12 protein-coding genes are annotated in these 17,030 nt (G+C 66.8%); 5 read left to right on the forward strand and 7 right to left on the reverse strand.

What is annotated here, in order from left to right; translation table 11 throughout:
* The first annotated feature begins 289 nt into the window (after positions 1-289).
* Both DEJ20_RS06205 and DEJ20_RS06210 read left to right on the forward strand, forming a co-directional pair.
* Positions 290-3,586, forward strand: a complete 3,297-nt coding sequence (locus DEJ20_RS06205) for an SGNH/GDSL hydrolase family protein (RefSeq protein ID WP_181431533.1) — start codon at positions 290-292, stop codon at positions 3,584-3,586.
* 86 nt (positions 3,587-3,672) lie between these two features.
* A complete protein-coding gene (locus tag DEJ20_RS06210; protein WP_111100753.1) occupies positions 3,673-4,134 on the forward strand; it encodes a hypothetical protein in 462 nt (153 codons plus the stop codon).
* A 596-nt stretch (positions 4,135-4,730) separates the two neighbouring features.
* On the opposite strand, the gene DEJ20_RS06215 is transcribed toward DEJ20_RS06210, so the two are convergent.
* The gene (locus DEJ20_RS06215; RefSeq protein ID WP_146245422.1) at positions 4,731-5,162 is read right to left on the reverse strand and encodes a hypothetical protein; all 432 of its coding nucleotides are present in this window, start codon (positions 5,160-5,162) and stop codon (positions 4,731-4,733) included.
* Between the two features lie 609 nt (positions 5,163-5,771).
* Here DEJ20_RS06215 and DEJ20_RS06220 point away from each other — a divergent pair.
* Both DEJ20_RS06220 and DEJ20_RS06225 read left to right on the forward strand, forming a co-directional pair.
* Complete coding sequence (locus tag DEJ20_RS06220) at positions 5,772-6,920, forward strand: hypothetical protein (RefSeq protein WP_146245421.1); 1,149 nt, start codon at positions 5,772-5,774, stop codon at positions 6,918-6,920.
* 155 nt (positions 6,921-7,075) lie between these two features.
* Entirely contained in the window at positions 7,076-7,462 is a 387-nt protein-coding gene (locus DEJ20_RS06225) for a hypothetical protein (RefSeq protein WP_111235235.1), read from the forward strand.
* 1,220 nt (positions 7,463-8,682) lie between these two features.
* Here DEJ20_RS06225 and DEJ20_RS06230 read toward each other — a convergent pair.
* Positions 8,683-8,925 carry a hypothetical protein gene (locus DEJ20_RS06230; protein ID WP_146245420.1) on the reverse strand — a complete coding sequence of 81 codons (243 nt, stop codon included), beginning with the start codon at positions 8,923-8,925 and terminating at the stop codon, positions 8,683-8,685.
* A gap of 145 nt (positions 8,926-9,070) precedes the next feature.
* Between DEJ20_RS06230 and DEJ20_RS06235 the strand changes: the two genes are divergently transcribed.
* Complete coding sequence (locus DEJ20_RS06235; RefSeq protein WP_111235233.1) at positions 9,071-9,454, forward strand: hypothetical protein; 384 nt, start codon at positions 9,071-9,073, stop codon at positions 9,452-9,454.
* 16 nt (positions 9,455-9,470) lie between these two features.
* Here DEJ20_RS06235 and DEJ20_RS06240 read toward each other — a convergent pair whose 3' ends face one another.
* The 5 genes from DEJ20_RS06240 to DEJ20_RS06260 all read right to left on the reverse strand — a co-directional run bounded on the left by DEJ20_RS06240 (position 9,471) and on the right by DEJ20_RS06260 (position 16,833).
* On the reverse strand, positions 9,471-10,133 hold the full coding sequence (locus DEJ20_RS06240) for an ABC transporter ATP-binding protein (protein WP_111235232.1): 663 nt from the start codon (positions 10,131-10,133) through the stop codon (positions 9,471-9,473).
* Positions 10,130-11,422, reverse strand: coding sequence for a hypothetical protein (locus DEJ20_RS06245; RefSeq protein ID WP_111235231.1), 1,293 nt, complete (start codon positions 11,420-11,422; stop codon positions 10,130-10,132). The genes DEJ20_RS06240 and DEJ20_RS06245 overlap by 4 nt, the downstream gene beginning before the upstream one ends.
* Positions 11,410-12,315 carry a hypothetical protein gene (locus DEJ20_RS06250; protein ID WP_146245419.1) on the reverse strand — a complete coding sequence of 302 codons (906 nt, stop codon included), beginning with the start codon at positions 12,313-12,315 and terminating at the stop codon, positions 11,410-11,412. The genes DEJ20_RS06245 and DEJ20_RS06250 overlap by 13 nt, the downstream gene beginning before the upstream one ends.
* The gene (locus DEJ20_RS06255; RefSeq protein WP_220034984.1) at positions 12,312-12,755 is read right to left on the reverse strand and encodes a hypothetical protein; all 444 of its coding nucleotides are present in this window, start codon (positions 12,753-12,755) and stop codon (positions 12,312-12,314) included. Before DEJ20_RS06255 ends, DEJ20_RS06250 begins: the two co-directional genes overlap by 4 nt.
* A gap of 220 nt (positions 12,756-12,975) precedes the next feature.
* Complete coding sequence (locus DEJ20_RS06260; protein WP_220034983.1) at positions 12,976-16,833, reverse strand: TIM-barrel domain-containing protein; 3,858 nt, start codon at positions 16,831-16,833, stop codon at positions 12,976-12,978.
* Positions 16,834-17,030: the final 197 nt, after the last annotated feature.

Below are 17,030 nucleotides of genomic sequence, written 5' to 3' on the forward strand. Positions count from 1 at the left end.
CACCGCGAAGGCGGGGTACCGCTGGGAGACGTTGGCGCAGATCACCGTTCCGGGTGTTGAGACGGACCGGTGGATTGGGAACTTCTGCCTGACCGCTGATGCGTCGCGCATGGTTGTGGTTTATGCCCCGCGGACGACGACGAACTCGGAGCAGGGGTTCGGGGAGGGTGCCTGGGCAAGTGTCGTGGACACGAAGACGGGGGAGCAGTCCTCTCTCGGCCGGGGGTACAGCATCTCGTATTCCAATCCGGGCTGTGGAGCAGGGCAACGAGTCGCTTTGATGCGGTCCGTGGACGATGCGACGTCAATTGCGAGCTTTGACGCGGTGGACAAATCGAGCCAGTGGACGGCTGACATCCCGCGGCAGCTGACATCCCCCGTGCCACTTGCCGACGGGTCAGTGCTCGGCGCCACTGCTGGGAAGATTGTTCGAGTCCGTGACGGTGGTGCGGTGGAAATGGTCGCCAAGACAACCGGTACCGCCTTTGATTTGGTCGTCGCCGGAAGTCGGCTGACGTATGCCGAGTACAAGGGTGCGACCGCCACGGTGAAGACGGGGACAGTGCCCGCGACGGGGACGGCTGCGCTCCGCTCACTTGGCTCCGGGAAACTTGAACAGGTCGGGGTTGCAGCGGATTCCCGCGGCCACACCTACGTCCTCGGCGACCTCAAGGCAGCTGGTTCGGTCCCGGATGGGATCCGTACGGCACCAGAGGTGCAGCCGGGTGCGGACATCTCGACGACGGGGCTAGTGGCGACAAGCGACGCGGCATCCCCGTCCACCCTTGGTGGTAGCGCCGCTGGTGACGCAACGATCGGGGTGCAGTCTCTCGAGACGGGGAAAGCCACAACGCTCGAAGTCCCTCCGGCGGGCGGGGACGTGACTTCTTCGCCAGTCGGTTCTCCTGCCGCATCACGGTCTCGGGTCGCCGCAGCTGCGGTGGGCTCGAAGTCGAATCCATCCGAAACGGAGCGCACGTGCGCGGTGCCCCGCAACGACCCGCGCGCACAGGCGCTGCAGCCCAAGCCGCGGCAGGTCGAGTGGGCCGTCAACCGGATCGTCTCCGGCCAGCTGACCATCTCTCGCCCCGCGAACTGGAACAGCACCGGCATGGCCGCGTACAAGCCAGCAGACCTGTTCCCGACGAAGGCGCTCTCCGGCGGCGGACGCATCCCCTCGCAGGTGCTCCTCGGGATCCTCGCGCAGGAGTCTAATTTGTGGCAAGCGTCCCGCTACACGAAGCCTGGAGCGACCGGGAACCCGCAGATTGGCGTGTTCTACGGCAACCCGCAGGCCGCAGGTGTGAATGACAACGCGTTCTGGGCGGTGGACTTCTCGAACGCCGACTGCGGCTATGGAGTCGGGCAGGTCACCGACGGGATGCGTCTCGCCGGCCGCGAGCAAGGCCGCGTTACCGCACTTCCGGTCGCGAAGCAGCAAGCCATCGCCCTCGACTACACGGTGAACATCGCTGCTGCGGCGCAGATCCTGACGGACAAGTGGAACCAGAGCCGCGCCGACGGCACCACCATCAACAACGGCGACCCGACGAAGATCGAGAACTGGTTTGCAGCGGCCTGGGCGTACAACTCCGGCTACCACGCGAAGGGAGAGCCCGAGTCGAACGGCGCGTGGGGGCTTGGCTGGCTGAACAACCCGGTCAATCCGGCCTACCCGGCAAACCGGAAGGCCTTCCTCGATGGCAACGCGGCGGACGCCGCACACCCACAGGACTGGCCCTACCCAGAGAAGATCATGGGGTTCGCGGCGAACTCGCTGACCTTAACCGAGAAGCAGACCGCCGACGCACCGCCGACCGAAGTGGGCGGGTACCGCACCGCCTGGTGGAACGGCACCGACGAGACCGCTCCGAAGAACCGCACGGCGGTGAAGCCCCCGCTGACAACCTTCTGCCAGCAGGGCGTAAACGAGTGCGCACCGATCTACACCGGCTACTGCTCCCGCTCCGACCTGCACTGCTGGTGGCATGGAAACGCGACCTGGAAGAAGGACTGCGACACCACCTGCGGCAACGAGCTCTACCGGTTCGCCCCCGCTGCCGACTACATGACCGAACAGCCCAACGGGGAAAGCTTCCCGCCTGCCTGCACCCGTACCGGTCTGCCGAGTACCGCGCGAGTCATTGACGACGTCCCGATCACGACGGACGCGGGAACCCTCACCGCCAACCCGACGAGAGCTGGATGCTCTCGAGTAGCCACAGAGGGGTCATTCCGATTCGACTTCGGTGCTGCCGGTGCATCCGGTTCGTACCCGTCGAAGATCGACACGCATCAGCTCGGCGGCGGCTTCAACGATCACTTCTACTTCACCCACACGTGGGCATCCAACAACACCCCGGCCTCTTCCGTGACTGGCACGTGGACGCTCGGCGGCAGTCTCAAACAGTGGGGAAGAGTCTGGATCCACACCCCGGACAACGGGGCATGGGCGAAAGACGCCCGCTACGACATCAATCTTGGCGACGGACGCACCAAAACCCGTGTGCTCCCACAACGCAACTGGTCCAACAAGTGGTCATCCGTTGGGGTGTTCCAGTTCAATGGCACACCGTCGGTATCGCTGTCGAACATTACGAACGACGCCGACGACAACGCCGCACGAGACGACGTCGCGTGGGACGCCGTCGCATTCGAGCCGCTGTCCGCGAAACCGAAGGACATCGTGGTCAACATCGGCGACTCGTACTCCTCGGGCGAGGGAGCGCCAGGTGACACCCCTGGCGGCTACATCCCGGTCAGCGACACCAACGGTGATGATACCTACTACCAAAACGCATGCCACCGCTCGGTGAACTCCTGGACCAACCGGGCCGTCTTGCCCGGAGCGACAGCCACTGTGGCCAGCCGCGACAGCACACGCGACGCCACGCTGGACTACCACTCCGTGGCGTGCTCGGGCGCGCAAGCGACGAATCTGCTGACGACGAAGCAATGGGAACCACCGCAGCTGTCGCAGGGGTACCTCGATGAGAACACCACCCTGGTGACGATGTCCATCGGGGGGAACGACATCGGGTTTGGCGACATCATCCGCGGTTGCATCTTCAAGGGTGTCTGCGAAGACAAGCAGAAGCCTTCCGCATACGCGGCACTCGACATTCTCAAGGGCCGCCTCGACGCCACCTACACCGAGATCAGGCGGCAAGCACCAAACGCCAAGATCGCGGTGATGGGCTATCCGAACATTTTCGAGGACGGCGTCAAATGCGTCGCGGGGATGAAGGAAGCCGACCAGGCGTGGCTCGTACAGCTCGGCGTCGACCTGAACCAAACGATCAAGGATCGCATCACGGCGCAGAACGCGGGCGCGAAGATGGTGTTCATGGACCCGGCGCCGGTGTTCAAGGGGCACAACGTCTGCAGCGCAGACCCAGCCATCCACACAACTCTGCCGATCGTCACGAACCTTTACGGTGCCCGGCGCAGCGGCGAGAAGGCCTGGTTCAACATCCCCGTTACCGAGGGCGCAGACGCGATCTTCGCGGTGTCGCAGCAGAGCTTCCACCCGAAGGTTCTCGGTACTGGCTACGAAGCGAAGCTGCTCGAGGCAGCCCTCAAATAGCAGCCCGCCGCTTTCAGACCAGGCGCCACTCGCCGCAGCACGGGTGGACGGCCGTCACAGAATGCTGCTGTCACAAGGGGATAACTATGGAACTGACCAGCAACCGCCGCATCGTCGCGACACTGCTCGCGTTCGGACTCGCCGCCGGCGCCCTCGTCGGGGGAAGCCAGACCGCCGGCGCCAGCCCGGCTGCCGCGGCCACCACCGCCGCTGCGTGCACCGACGGAGGCGAGACAGCGGACAACTTCGTCGCGTACAACATGTACGTTGAACTTCGCCGCAGCGCCAAGTGCGGAGGCACCGCCTGGTTCCGCATCAACTACAACGGCGGCGGCATCCAAGGCAACGGCGAAGTCACGCTCCAGCTCAAGTCCCGCACCGGGACCGTCTCGTCGGTATACACGAAGGACGTCCTCAGTGCCAGCCCGTCCTGGGTGAGCCCGTACTACACCGGTTACAGCCAGGCTCGGTTGGTCTACAAGAACAAGTCCGGTGGTGTCGCCAACCGCACGGGAGGGTGGAAGTCGATCTACCAGGAAGCACGGTAGTTCGACCACTTACGACTGAACGGGCTTTGAGGCGTCCTATCTCAGGGCCCGTTCAGCGCTTCATCCGACACCCTCGGGGAACGATGCATGGCACTGATCCACCTGATGACCCGGACCCTTCACATGACGGATATCCAGTCGTTGCCCGACCGAGAGTTCCTGCCCTAGGACGTCGTCATTGCTCAGGTAGATGTCCGCAGTGCAGATGCCAAACCGCTGCGCGATCGCTATCACCGCGTCTCCTTGTGCAACCCGGTACCTGTACCCGTTCCCGTCAGCGGTGCTCGATCCCGCGGCGCCGGCACGAGATCCCAGATCAGAGGGATCCGCAGAGACAACCCCCACGGGAGTCGACGAGGCGGACGGCGTAGCCGTTGGCGACGCCGATGGGAGTGGCGACTCTCGATGCGTGGTGCAACCGGTCAACAGGACCCCGCTTACAACAGCAACGACCACTGCCGTAGTCACTCGATTCACTCTGCCCCCTTAGCTCAGTGGACCCAGCATAAGGCGCGCCTTCGACAGGGCGACTCGCCGCCCGGTGGACGACGTCTTGCATCACTTCCAGCCCCGCTGACATGCTCCGAGAAGCAGCATTATCGGAACCGGGCCGCGCCGACTCGGTATCCGTGTGCGCGCATGGCGGCTTCGACGGCGGTGGTGATCAGCTTGCGCTGCTCGGTGTTGTCGCCGGCGGTGAGGGCGTTGAGTTGCACGGTGCCGATCGGCGTGGTGCTGTCAAGGATCGCGACGAGCTGCTCGAGGGGGAGCTGGCTACGGTTGTGGAGGGTGTGCAAGTGGCGGGCGATACCGTCGCGGAGATGCTGTTGGAGCTCCTTGGTGAAGGTGGCGTCGTCGGCGTGTACCCAGCCGGCCTGTCGGTAGGTTCGGCGGGTGGCATAGACAGTGCGTGCGAACGTTGCGGCCGCAGCAAGGCCCGCCAGGACCCAGGTGGCGGTCGTGCCGACGGCAGCGAGCCCAACTGTGATGATCACGCCGCTGATCAGCGTGGCGAGGATCCATGGCACGTCGGATCGTGTTGCAGCGTGCGCGATGCTACGGGCGGTGTCGGCGATCGCGGTGACTTCTGATGCTGCTGGTTTCGGGACGGGAGCGCGGCTGATGGGTTCGTAGGTGGTTGCAGTCCGTCGAAGGGGAGTCGTGGAGCGGATCCGTGTGAGGTCCTCGTCGATTGCGAGGTCACGTCCTGGGTCCTGGCCCGGTGCGGTGAGATAGCTGCGGGGGACCCCGTAGAGGTCCGTGATCGCGGCGAGGGTCTCCGGGGCGATGCGGTCGACGCCGGTCGCGTAGGCGGCAGCGTCGGGGTCGACGGGTTGTCCGCCGTGCTCGACGAGTGACCACACCAGGCGAGCTCGTGGGGGAGTGTCGGCACCGTCGAGTGTGATCGCCATCATTGCTAGCCGATGTCGGAGCGTTCTGCCCCTTCAACGTGCCGGGTCATCAGCTCGACAGACGGAGATACCGGATGATTGTGCGCCTGGTCTTCATCCCGTGAGGGTACTGCCGGGGCGGAGACTCCTCGCGTCTACGCGTACTGTCGACGCCGCCTCTGCGACGCGCAGCCCCGGAAGAGCGACCGCACGCTCGAGTGTTCCGCTCTCACGTTGGTGTGTTCGATGCCGCCCCTGGCCTGCTCGGCGCGATGTTTCCCGGTCTCATTTACCTATAGGTTTCCGAGACACTGGCGTGAGACACATTGTGGCGTTCAGGTCGCCGCCGAAGCATCTAAGGAAGCCGAGAAGGGGGACATTCTCGGCGCCATCGGCACAGTCATCACGAACTGGCAACAGGTCCCAGAACTCGTCGGGCAGGAGTATGCGCTCCGCCGGCAGGTGCAGGCGCACAATGACAACGTCACGACGACCCTCGCAAGCATCGCCTCTGAGTTCGACGGCATCACCCCATCGACTGCGAACGCGCATCCGGTTCATCTCGCATCGACGACCTCCTCGAAGGACGCATCCGACGGCAGTGGCAACTGGTTCGAGGACGCCTGGAACACCACGAAAGCAGCGGTCGGCATCGGCGGCGCTGTTCTCGGTGCGGAAGCGGATGCGGCCTGGCCGTACGTGCAGGACGCTGCCGGAGTGGCGGGGAACATCTTTGCGTCGATGGGGAACGCGATGGTGAACCATCCAGACGAAGTCGTCGAGCTTCTCGGCGGTCTGGCATTGCTGGCCGGTGGGGCGGCGGTCGAGGGTGGTGGTGTCGCCCTCGACCTCACCGGCGTCGGGGCTGTGGCTGGGGTCCCGTTGAACGTTGCCGGTGCTGCGGTGATGGCTGCAGGGGCGGGGTTGGCTGCTTCGGGCGGGATTCCGCTCGGCGTGCACGCGATGACCGATGATCGGCTCACGCCGAACCGCACCGATCACGTGGACGCCTGGAAGAAGGAGCAGAACGAGAAGCACCCGGAGCGGAACAAGGACGGTACGTACCGGTCCGAGGGGAACAAGCAGGCTCACGCGGACGTCAAAGCTAAGGAGCGACAGGGTGTCGAGGAGGTCGCTGAGGACGCTGGCCTGCCCTACCGAACCGACCAGGTCAAAGCGCGAGTTGATGGCGCCCCGAACGGCCGGTTCTTCGACGGGCTGATGGAGAAGCCGGACGGGACGTGGGCAGGGATCGAGGTGAAGAGTGGCGGTGCGACGCGCAACGCCGAGCAGCGATCCTTCGATGGTCTGGTCAGCTACGACAACCCGGCATACGCCACGATTGACGGGAAGCTCGTGAAGAGCACATCCGTCATCCTCAAGAAAGTACCCTGACTCGGTTGCGGGCAGCGCGGCCGGATCTGCGCGACTTCCGCGCATACAGAACGTGACAACGGCGGAGGCCACACCTGTTCATCAACACCACCAACAGTGAGCGAGAATCTCAGCTCACGGCGGACTTCCGACCGATCAGGGACCAGCTCCGGCGGATGCTCGGTTTGCTGGACGGGCAGAGCGATGGTCGATTCGCGTACGCTATTTGGTGGCTGCCGGACGACGCTGGTTGGCCGGATGCTCCTGACTACGAGGCCGGCGAGTACGACCTGAACTACCTCCAGGCAGGCGGCACCGCTGAGCGGATGAGCGTCGATTTGCAGATCGTCGACGGTGGGCAGATGCGTCACTTCATCGTGGGTCGCGACCACGACGTCGACGAGCCGCTGACGGAGCCGGTGACTATTGCGGGCACCGAACACGCACGCCACCCCGCCGAGGTGTTCGACGCCGACGAGGCCACCGAACTGTTCTTTTACTACTACGAGCACCGCGGCACCGTTCCCGACGGGTACGTCCTTCGCCCCCTCGACCTCTCCTAGCTTTCGAAGCGAATTCGAGGGGCCGAAGGTGTTCCTGTCGGACCGCGCTGCCTTGAAGACCTTCTACCGCCGCAACGGACTGGCCCGTCGAAGCCGATGACGCTGCCCGATAGCTGATTGCTCAAGGGTCGGAGTCGGGCCTGGCGGATGCCGCCGTGGCTAGATGCGATCCTTCCCAGCTGCAGGAGAAAGGCCGTCGATGAGCAGCTGTACCAGGCAGCTGGCCAAGGGGCGTTGACTTTCGTGGCCGGCGATGACGGTGATTGGGTCGAGTGACCGGATGCCGCGGTCCTGGTGCGCAGGGGAGGGAACGCTTGCTACCGCCCGACAGGGGTGCGCGGTGGGAAAGGGACCAATGGCACCTGTTGGGAGTGGGATGAAGAACCTCGGCTACTGGGCTGCAACGATCCTGATCAGCGACGCAGCTGCATCGGTGGTTCTGCGCTACGCGGCGATCAACGGAAACGGATAGGTCGCTGAGTACGAGGGTGAGCTGCTCGAACTCGATGGGCATGAGATCAGTGCCGTCTTCACCTATCTCGACATCCGACCACTCCTCGCGCGCGCTGGCCACGCGGCATGCCAACGCTTCGACGGGCCCGTAGCCGATGTCACCTACACCGACCCGAAGACGTTGGGCACGCTGACTCGCGCTCTGGCGCTTGTCGAGGGCGGCGAGCAGCTAGATGTGTCTTACGATCCACAGACCGGGTTCGTGCGCTCCGTTCGCAGGTTCGCTGCGGAACAGATCTGCGAGAGCGTCGAAGTGTCCGTCGACTGAGATCCGTGTCAACTGCCCATCGCCACCGAGAGCGCTCGGTCGCCTCCGGTCCCTCCCGAGCCTTGCAGATCGCGAACGGCTGGGAGCCCTCCCGGGCAACACCCACACTGGCCACTGCCTGACCGGCGCAGGCCCAGGAATGCGCCGACACCCACCGCAGCAATGCCTCCGAAGAACGAAAGGCTCATGCTGCTGAACCAGGGCGCGTCCGAGCACCCGGTGTGTGGAGGTTTTGAGCAGAGCCCGTAGGCGTACAGGTTCTCGTTGAACACGTAGCCGGTTGAGATGACCACGGCCACGATTTCCGACCACGACGAATGCCCAGTTCATGACCAGGTCGCCGCGAGCAGCATTCCCTTCCCGAGGTGTGCTTGTGGTGCGTGTCCTCGTTCACGAGTGCTTCGATCGGTTCTTCTCCACCGGCCAGCTCCGTATCTGATCACGAGAGTGGCTGTCGTCGAATCCACTCGGTCACCCCGAGGTGAGCGATGCCGGTCGCAGCGAGACAGATCATGGCCCACCCGACGACGCTGTGCCCGGTGGCGAGCAAGAAGATCCCGAAGGCGAGGACGAGGGCGACCAGGAGCGCACCGACCAGGAGCAGCAGCAGGCTGGTCACGGGGCTGGCGTTCAAGGTGAGCTGCACGTCACGCACCCAGGCCGGGGTCCGCACACGATGCACGAGGATCGCACCGTACCCACCAGGACGGCGATGCTCGCTGCGAACAGACCTGCTTCAGCCATGGCGAGATGGTACCGGCGAAAGGTGCATGCTTCGGCTGGTCCGCAGCCTCGAACGCCCCGGCTGACGCTGACAGGATGAGTTCGTGCAGATCGAAGACGTGGACGAGCGGCACTACGGCACCGAAGGCGAGCGCGACGCGTTCGTCGTGCACTTCTTTCATGGCCCGAGCGGCGAGATGGTCGCGCCCGACTGGGACGCCACGAGTTGGGCGGTCAGAGTGATCCGCGTCACCGACGCGACGTACCGTGCGGCGTTTGCAGAGGCCAGACGGATTGCTGCAGGCGAGATGTCGCCGACACTGTTCTCGGTGTCCCTCGAGACCGCGGGGCCGAACGGCCCGGGAATCCTGCGACTGTTCGGGACAGACCTCAACATGGAGGGACTCGAGCTCGAGCCCGATTCACACGCGGCGAAACGGGAGATGTTCGCCGAGTTCTTCAGCCGGGACCGTGCTGCGCGCGCGTGATCGGGCCTCCAGCCCATCACGCGCCGCGCGCGAGGAGCTGCTCGTGATGGAGCTGCAGTCGACGTCCGCACCGCTGTGCAACGCGCTCACTGTGGGTGACGATCACGAACTTGGTTCCCGCTTGCTGCAGCCGGTCGAAGAGGGCGAGCACTTCGTCTTCGGTCGTCTCGTCCAGTGCGCCGGTGGGCTCATCGGCGAGGACGACCGCAGGGCGCTTCGCGATGGCTCGAGCGATCGCGACGCGCTGCGCTTCTCCTCCTGACAGCCGTCGTGGGCGCTTGCTGGGGAGGTGACTGATGCCGACCGCCTCAAGGGCCTCATGTGCTCGGTCAGCGGAGTCAGCGCGAGCAGGAACTCCGAGCCGGACGTTGTCGAGCACGCTGCGGTCGCCGAGGAGGCTGTGGTCCTGGGCGACGATGCCGATGTGTCGCAGTCGGTGTGCCGCCATCCTCCGTGCGGTGCGCTCGAGCACGTGCCCGTCGTGCTCGTAAGTACCGTCGAAATCGATGTCGAGGCCGGCGAGGATCCGGAGCAGCGTGCTCTTGCCGGATCCGCTCCGCCCGGTGATCGCGACCGAGTGATCGTCGTCACGAAGGTCGAAGTCGAGTCGGTCGAACAGTGCTCGGGTCGATCCGTCGGGCTCGGTGATGGTCTTCGAGACGTCGCGCAGCACGATCATCGTGGGGTACCTCTTCGGCGTTGGGTGGTCAGTTCGATGCGAACGGCTCGTCGACCGCGTGCGCCGTCCACTACGCACCAGAGGAGCAGGGCGGTGCCGGCGCTGAGTCGAGCCGTTGCACTGTCGTTGGGGAGCAACGCGCTGATCGCGAGGAACAGCCCGAGCACGGCGGTGTACTCGGTCAGGCGGCTCGCACGGAACAGTCGGTTCGTGGCATCCGGGCTCCTCCCGAGGAGATGGTGCACCCGCGCCACTGGCGCTCGACAGTGATGCAGGAGCCGGTTGAGGAACGCCGTGATGATGCCCACGCTCGCGGTGAGGACGACGAGCAGCGCGGTGACGAGCACCAGGTTGTCCTGGACGAGCTGGCGGACCAGGGAGAGCTGCACGAGATAGGTCGGTACTCCGAGCAACGTGTACGACCGGAAGTCGGTGTCGTCTCCGATCGCGTCGAGACGCGCGACGACGTCCCCGAAATCGAGGCTGTGATCGACGGCGAGATCGGCGTTGAGCACCTGGAACACCAGGCGTCCGAACAGCTCGGAATCCAGCCGGTCGAGTGCTGCTCGGTCGAGTCCGGCGAGTGTCGGCGGGTAGGGCACGATGACGGCGTCATCGAGGTAGTGGTTGGCTTCGCCGCGGAAGTACATGGCGCTGTCCGGTTCGAGGAAACCGACGACTTCGAGCTCCTGCTCCTGCAGGATGACCGCTCCGGTGAGTCGCTCTCCGAGCGCGTACACGCCGCGGTACTCGTTGCCGAGCAGCACCGGGATCCGGCCGGATCCCCAGTCGACAGCGCTCCACTCGATCGGCTTGCCGTCCTGCACGGAGAGCCCCGCGAACTCGTACGCGGTCTCGTTGAGCTGGATCGACTTGATGTCCTGAACGCTCCGTCCGGACTCGTCCTGGTACTTCCCCTTGAGCGTGTACTCGGTGCCGTACCCGACGTCGAACCGGTCGTCACCGCGGAAGTCGGGGACGGTGACGGGCTGGTCGTACGAGGAGATGAAGTCGAATCCGGGCTCGTCGTCGATGCGATCGACGAACGAGGCGACTGCGTCGAGCGCGTGCTGGTCCCGCCGGATCGCTTCGAAAGCGTCCGGGTCGAGATCGTCGATCACCGTGTAGAGGTCGACGTCGGCATCAGCGGACAGTCCTTGGGCCACGGCCTGCGATGTGGACTGGGTGAACGACGCCACGTTGTACCAGCAGAGTGTTAGCAGCACGAGCAGGATGATCTTGGCGACGATGATCGTCCAGTTCGACCGGAGGTCGTTCAGCAGTTCCATCGTCGGGCTCCCTGCCAGAACGAAGCGACGGAGACAGCGAGCACGACGGTTCCGATCGCGACGACTGCCGTGGTGACGTCGAGGTCGAGGATGGTGGTCTGCCTCACGACTGCCGCGCCCGCGAGCGCGGTCGTACTGGCGGCGATGCTGATCACGCCGACTCGGATGGCAGCGCTGCGAAGGGTGGTCAGCGGTCGGATCCCCGTGGTGAAGCGGACGGCGGCGGTGCAGAGTTCCCATCGTCCGGCCTGAAGACCTGCGACCACGGCGATGAGCATGATGACGAGCACGCCGAGCGTGACCAGGACCGGCGACACCGCGTCGACGTTCGTCCTGCGGTTCGTGCCGTCGTCGATGATCTCGACGCTCCTGCCGGGGAACTCTGCGTTGTAGTGGCGGACACTGCTCGGGCCGTCCAGGAGCAGCCGTTGCGGTGACGCCGAGAACTGCGTCGGATCGGCGAGGACCACGTCATCGGACAGCAGGCTGTCGGCCCGCACACCGAGACGCCCCACCACCTCGTACGTCGTGGCACCGACGGTGATTTCCTCGTCGCGGACGTCGACGGCAGCGCCGACGAGGGCTTCGCCGGGACGCCCGGTCAGAGCGTGCCCGTCGTGCAGCGGAACGTCCGTCCACTGTCCGGACAGGGCCACGACGGCGCGGACGTCACCTTCCAGACCCACGAACACCTTCGTCCCCGGTTCGAACGCGCTCCGAGCACGCATGAGTTCGTCGATCGTCGCGGTCACCCACGCGCTCTGGCCGGAGCGAAGATCGTTGCCCTCCGCGGCGATGACGCGTCGGCGAGCGTCGAACGCCCCGATCAGCACCGTCAGGAGCATGGCCAGCAGGAGCATGCCCGCGGTCGCCGTGAGCTGTCGATGCGTCACCTGCCGTAGTAGGTCTTCGCAGTGCCGACCCCGTTGCCGGGCTGGTTCGGCCGGTACGGCTTCCACACGGTCACCGCTTCGGTGCCGGACCTGCCCCACTTCCGCCCAGAGTCCGCGATGACCCTGCTGCCGTGCTCGAGCCGCGCACGCGTGTAGTGCTGCACGCCGACCCAGGTCGCCCAACCATGCGCGCGCTTGTGCGTCGTCCCGTTGATCGTCTTCCGTTCCGCTGCGCCGCGGTGGTTCACCGCGAACACCGACATCCCGGTTGCTGCGCCATTGACGGTCCCGGTGCTCTCGGACCATCCGCCGACGACTCCCTGTTTCTGGGCATCGCCCTGCGCATGCGCGGGGATCGCGCCGAGGAACACCGTTCCCCCGACAGCTACTGCGGCGAAGCCTGCGGCAACCCGCCGAGCCTGTTGACCGATCTTGCTCATCGACTACTCCTTCTCCTGACTCTGACGTCCAGCCGTTAACATGTCAAACCTAGAACGTTTTGTCTAGGAAGGGTGTCTCCGGCCGCAACCCTCCTCCGGACGCGTGACGGGGGGGGGGGGGGCAGCGCGACCACGAACGGACGGGAGGCCCGGTGCCAGCTGGCACCGGGCCTCCCGTCCGTCCGTCATCCGCCCGTGACGGGTGACCGCTCAGGCGGGCTCAGGCACGCGCGCGGCGTCGCCGACTGCGCAGCGTCCACACGAGTCCACCAGCCGCGAGCAGTGCCGCCGCCAACAGCCCGAGGGGAAGCAGGTTCGCGCCCGTCCAGGCCAGTGCGCCGCCAGGGTCGCTGCCCGCATCCGCGCCACCGTTGTCCGGCGCTGCCGCGCCCGGTGTACCGGATCCGCTGTCACCCGGCGTCGGAACGCCGCTGCCCGGCGTGCCCGCACCCGGCGAGGTGGTCGGCGCCGGAGCAGCCGCAGCCACCACGGTGAAGGCGGTCCGAGCCAGGGCCACACCGTCGACCGATGCGGTGACGGTCACCCGACCGGACGCGGTGCCCGGCACCCGCAGGTCGGCCGAGAACGCACCACTCGCGTCGGTGTGCGCGGTGGCACCACCGATGCGTGGCGCGGTCGCCAGCGCCACGTCGGTGTCCGCCGGGAACCCGGCGCCGGTCACGGTCTGCGTGTCGCCCGCGTCCACCCGAGGCGACTCGACCCGCAGGACCGGGGTCGCCGCGGCCTTGCTGCTGAAGGCGACGACCGTGCGCTTCGTCACGGACCGTTCGTCGACCGGCACGCTGATGGTGCGGGTGTCGGCGTCGTACGTCCAGGCGGTGTCCGCGATCACCCGGTCGTCGATGGTGACGGTGCGGGGGCGGTCCGCGTTCGTGAACGTCGCCGTCCACGATCGGTCCTGCACCTGGCCGGCGAAGGAGCCGTCGGCGGGGGCGATGGCGAGCGAGCCGCCGGTCGCCTGCTGCGTGTAGCGGACGGTGGTGGAGGCGCTGCCCGCCGCGGCCTTCGCGGACGCGGCGGCCGTGGTCATCGCGCTCGACTTCGCGGCGGCTCCCGCAGTGCTGTCCGCAGCGCTGTCCTCGCCGGCGTCCTCGTGCAGGTCGAACGAGCCGTTCGATCCGGTCGCCACCGTCAGGGTGACGGCGTCGAGCGGGGCGGCGTCGTTCTTGACCTGCTCCGAGCGGGTGGGGACGATGCCGCCGCTCTTCACGAACACCGGCATGCTGTTCAGGTCGGTCGTCACGTCGGCGGTGGTGCCTCCGGCGTACGTCTTGCCGGTGAACCAGTCGGTCCACGAGCTGCCGGCCGGGAACCAGACGGAGCGGGTCGCCGTGCCGGAATCGTCGTTCGCGGTGGTGACCGGGGCGACGAGGACGTCCGGGCCGTACAGGTACTCCGAGCCGGCCTGGGCGTAGGACTCCTGCGCCTCGGGGTACTGCAGGTAGAGCGGCTGCAGGATCGGGGTGCCCGTCTCGGTCGCCTGGGCGGCGAGCGTGTAGGTCAGGGGGACCAGGGCCTCGCGGAGGTTCAGGAACCGCTTCGCCGATGCCTCGGCAGCGGCCGGGTACTGCCACGGCAGTCGGTCGCTGTGGTTGCTGTGCAGGCGGTCGATCGGCTGGAAGGTGCCGAGCTGTACCCAGCGGGCGTAGAGGTCCTCGGGCAGCTGGGTCGTGCCCTCTTCGGCGCCCTCGATGCCGTACTGCGCCCCGTTGTGGCCACCGATGTCGTGGCTGACCGAGGCCAGACCGGTCGCGGCGGACTCACCGGGGGTGTAGCCGACCTCGGCGAGCAGCATGTCCCACGACGACGTAGTGTCGCCGGTGAAGTGCACGGTCGTGCGCTTGTCCGCCCACGGGCCGGTCGGGACCGCCTGCGGGTTGCCGTAGCCACCGGCCGTCAGCGAGCCGTACGCCCGCGAGAACGCGAGCCCCCGGCCGCCGAGTGCCTGGTCCGTGTACTCCGCGTACTGCTGGTTGATGAACGCGTCGGGGGTGACGCCGTTCGCGGAGTACTTCGAGTTCTCGCTGCAGCACCAGTCGAGCCACCACATGTCGACGCCCTTCGGCTGCAGCGAGGTGTGCAGGTCGAAGTACGCCTTGAGCTGGTCGGGGTCGGACCAGTCGAACAGGTACCGGTCGCCGTCGCCCTTGGTGAGCTTGCCCTTCGCGGTGGCCTGGGCCTTCGCGAACTGCGGGTCCTGGCTCGAGATCGACGGGTGGATGTTGAGGGTGTTGTGGATGCCCTCGGCGTGCCAGTCGGCGAGCAGGCCGGTCATGTCCGGGATCCGGGACGGGTCGACCGACCAGCCGTTCCACTTGCTGTCGCCCTGGTTGGTGGGGCTGCCGATCTTGTAGTCGGTGTCGATCGCCATGACGTCGACGGGGACGCCTTCGTCGTCGAACTGCTTCGCGATCGCCAGGTAGTCGGCCTGCGAGCGGTCGTAGTACTCGGAGTACCAGACGCCGTACGCCCAGCGGGGGAGCAGCTTCGTCGGACCGGTCAGGACGGCGAGCTCCTGCAGGGCGTGACGGTAGTCGCTGCCGTACCCGAAGACGTAGCCGTCCTGGTAGCGCTCGCCGCCGTGGTCGCCGGCGGGGGTGACGGTGTCGGTCGCCTGGTCGTACAGCGCCGAGGCGCTGTCGTCGAGGAGCGACCAGCCGTCCTGGTAGAGCAGCCCCGGGTTCGTCTTCACCGATCCGTTGGCGGTGTCGAGGTCGCGTCGGTACCCGCCGAGCGGTGCATGTGCGGCGAGGACCGGCGACGCGGTGTCGACCACGGCGAGGGTGTCGAAGTTCACGTTGCAGTTGTTCGCCACGGTCGGGCACCCGATCACGACGTCGTTCGTGCCGGCGGCCAGGTGCACCGGCACGGTGGCGGTGTTCCAGTAGTCCCAGCCGCTCGTCTTCGGGAGCGGTGCAGTGGTCGACTGCTGACCGGTCGGGGCCGCGGTGAGCATCGGCGTCCCGGCGGAGCCGTTGGCGTAGCGGACCTGCAGGGCGTAGTCGCCCGCGGCCGGCACCCCGGTGACGTGGGTCGTCAGCTGCGCCCCGGCACGCTCGAACCCGGCGACGAAGCCGTCCCCGGCGAAGCCGTTGTGGTTCGTGGCGGTCGTCGCCGGAGCGGTGCGTGCCGAGTCCTCGGCCTGGCACACGGTGCCGAACGCGCAGTCCTCGCCGGTGACCGTGGTCGACGGTGCCGGGTAGGCGGCACCCGTGCCGACCAGGGCCAGGCTGTCGACGTTCACCCGGCCGGAGTCGTCCGCGGTGCGTTCGATGCGCACGCGGTGCTCGCCCGCCGTCAGGTCGAGGGTCGTGACAGCGGTGGTCTTCCAGTCGTCCCAGTTCGCGCCGGGAGCGAGCCGGATCGTCTTCGCGGCACCGCCGTCGACCCTCACGCTGAGGGTGCGGGTGGCGACCTGGCCGTCGCCGCCCTGCGAGTTCGCGTAGCGCAGGGCGAGGTCGTACGAGCCGGCACGTTCCGCCGTGGTCGTGAAGGTCATCGCGTTGCCGACGGACTCGAAGCCCGCGGCGAACCCGGCTCCGGTGAAGCCCGTGTGGTCCGTCGCGAGGGACAGGCCGGTGAGCCCGAGCGTCTCGGCCTCGCAGAGCGACCCGATCGTGCACGAGGGGGTGGGCGTCGACACCCACGGCGTGCCGGTGACCCGCTGGCCGGAGGCCGTGGTCACGGTGGTCTGCAGGGTGTCCTGCGTGAAGGCCCCCGAGCCCTCCTTGTACCGGACGGTCATCGCGCCCGTGTCGAGGGTCAGCCAGCCGTCCCGCTCGGTCTTCGTGAACTTCGTGGGTGCGAAGTCGTCGCGGCCGATGACGTTGAAGGTGCTGCCGTCGGTGAACTGCGAGTCACCGGCGTACTCGGTGCGGATCAGGGTGGGGGAGAGCACCTCGAACCGGGCCTGGCCCGAGACGACGGTGCGGTCGGCTGCGGGGTCCGCGGCGGCCGGGATCGCGGCGATCCCGAGCATGCCGAGGGCGGTCGCAGCGACGATGCCCGACGACAGCGCACGGCGCAGCCCTCGGGATCGGAAGGAGATGGGGCGCAAGTGGGTGCTCCTCGTGGACGTCGTCGTCCATCGGGCCGTGCAACGGCCGTGACCTGCGGGCCGTCCCTGCGGCGGCCCGTTTACAACGCTGTAAACCATACGACCAGGAGGGCTCCCGAGGAAGGGGCAGCCGGGGGTCGGCTCGTTTCGCGGCTTGCGCCGCCTTGGTGAGCGGGGTGGTCGCGTCGTCCGTGGCC

It is taken from the genome of Curtobacterium sp. MCSS17_005, from assembly GCF_003234225.2.
Taxonomy (GTDB): domain Bacteria; phylum Actinomycetota; class Actinomycetes; order Actinomycetales; family Microbacteriaceae; genus Curtobacterium; species Curtobacterium flaccumfaciens.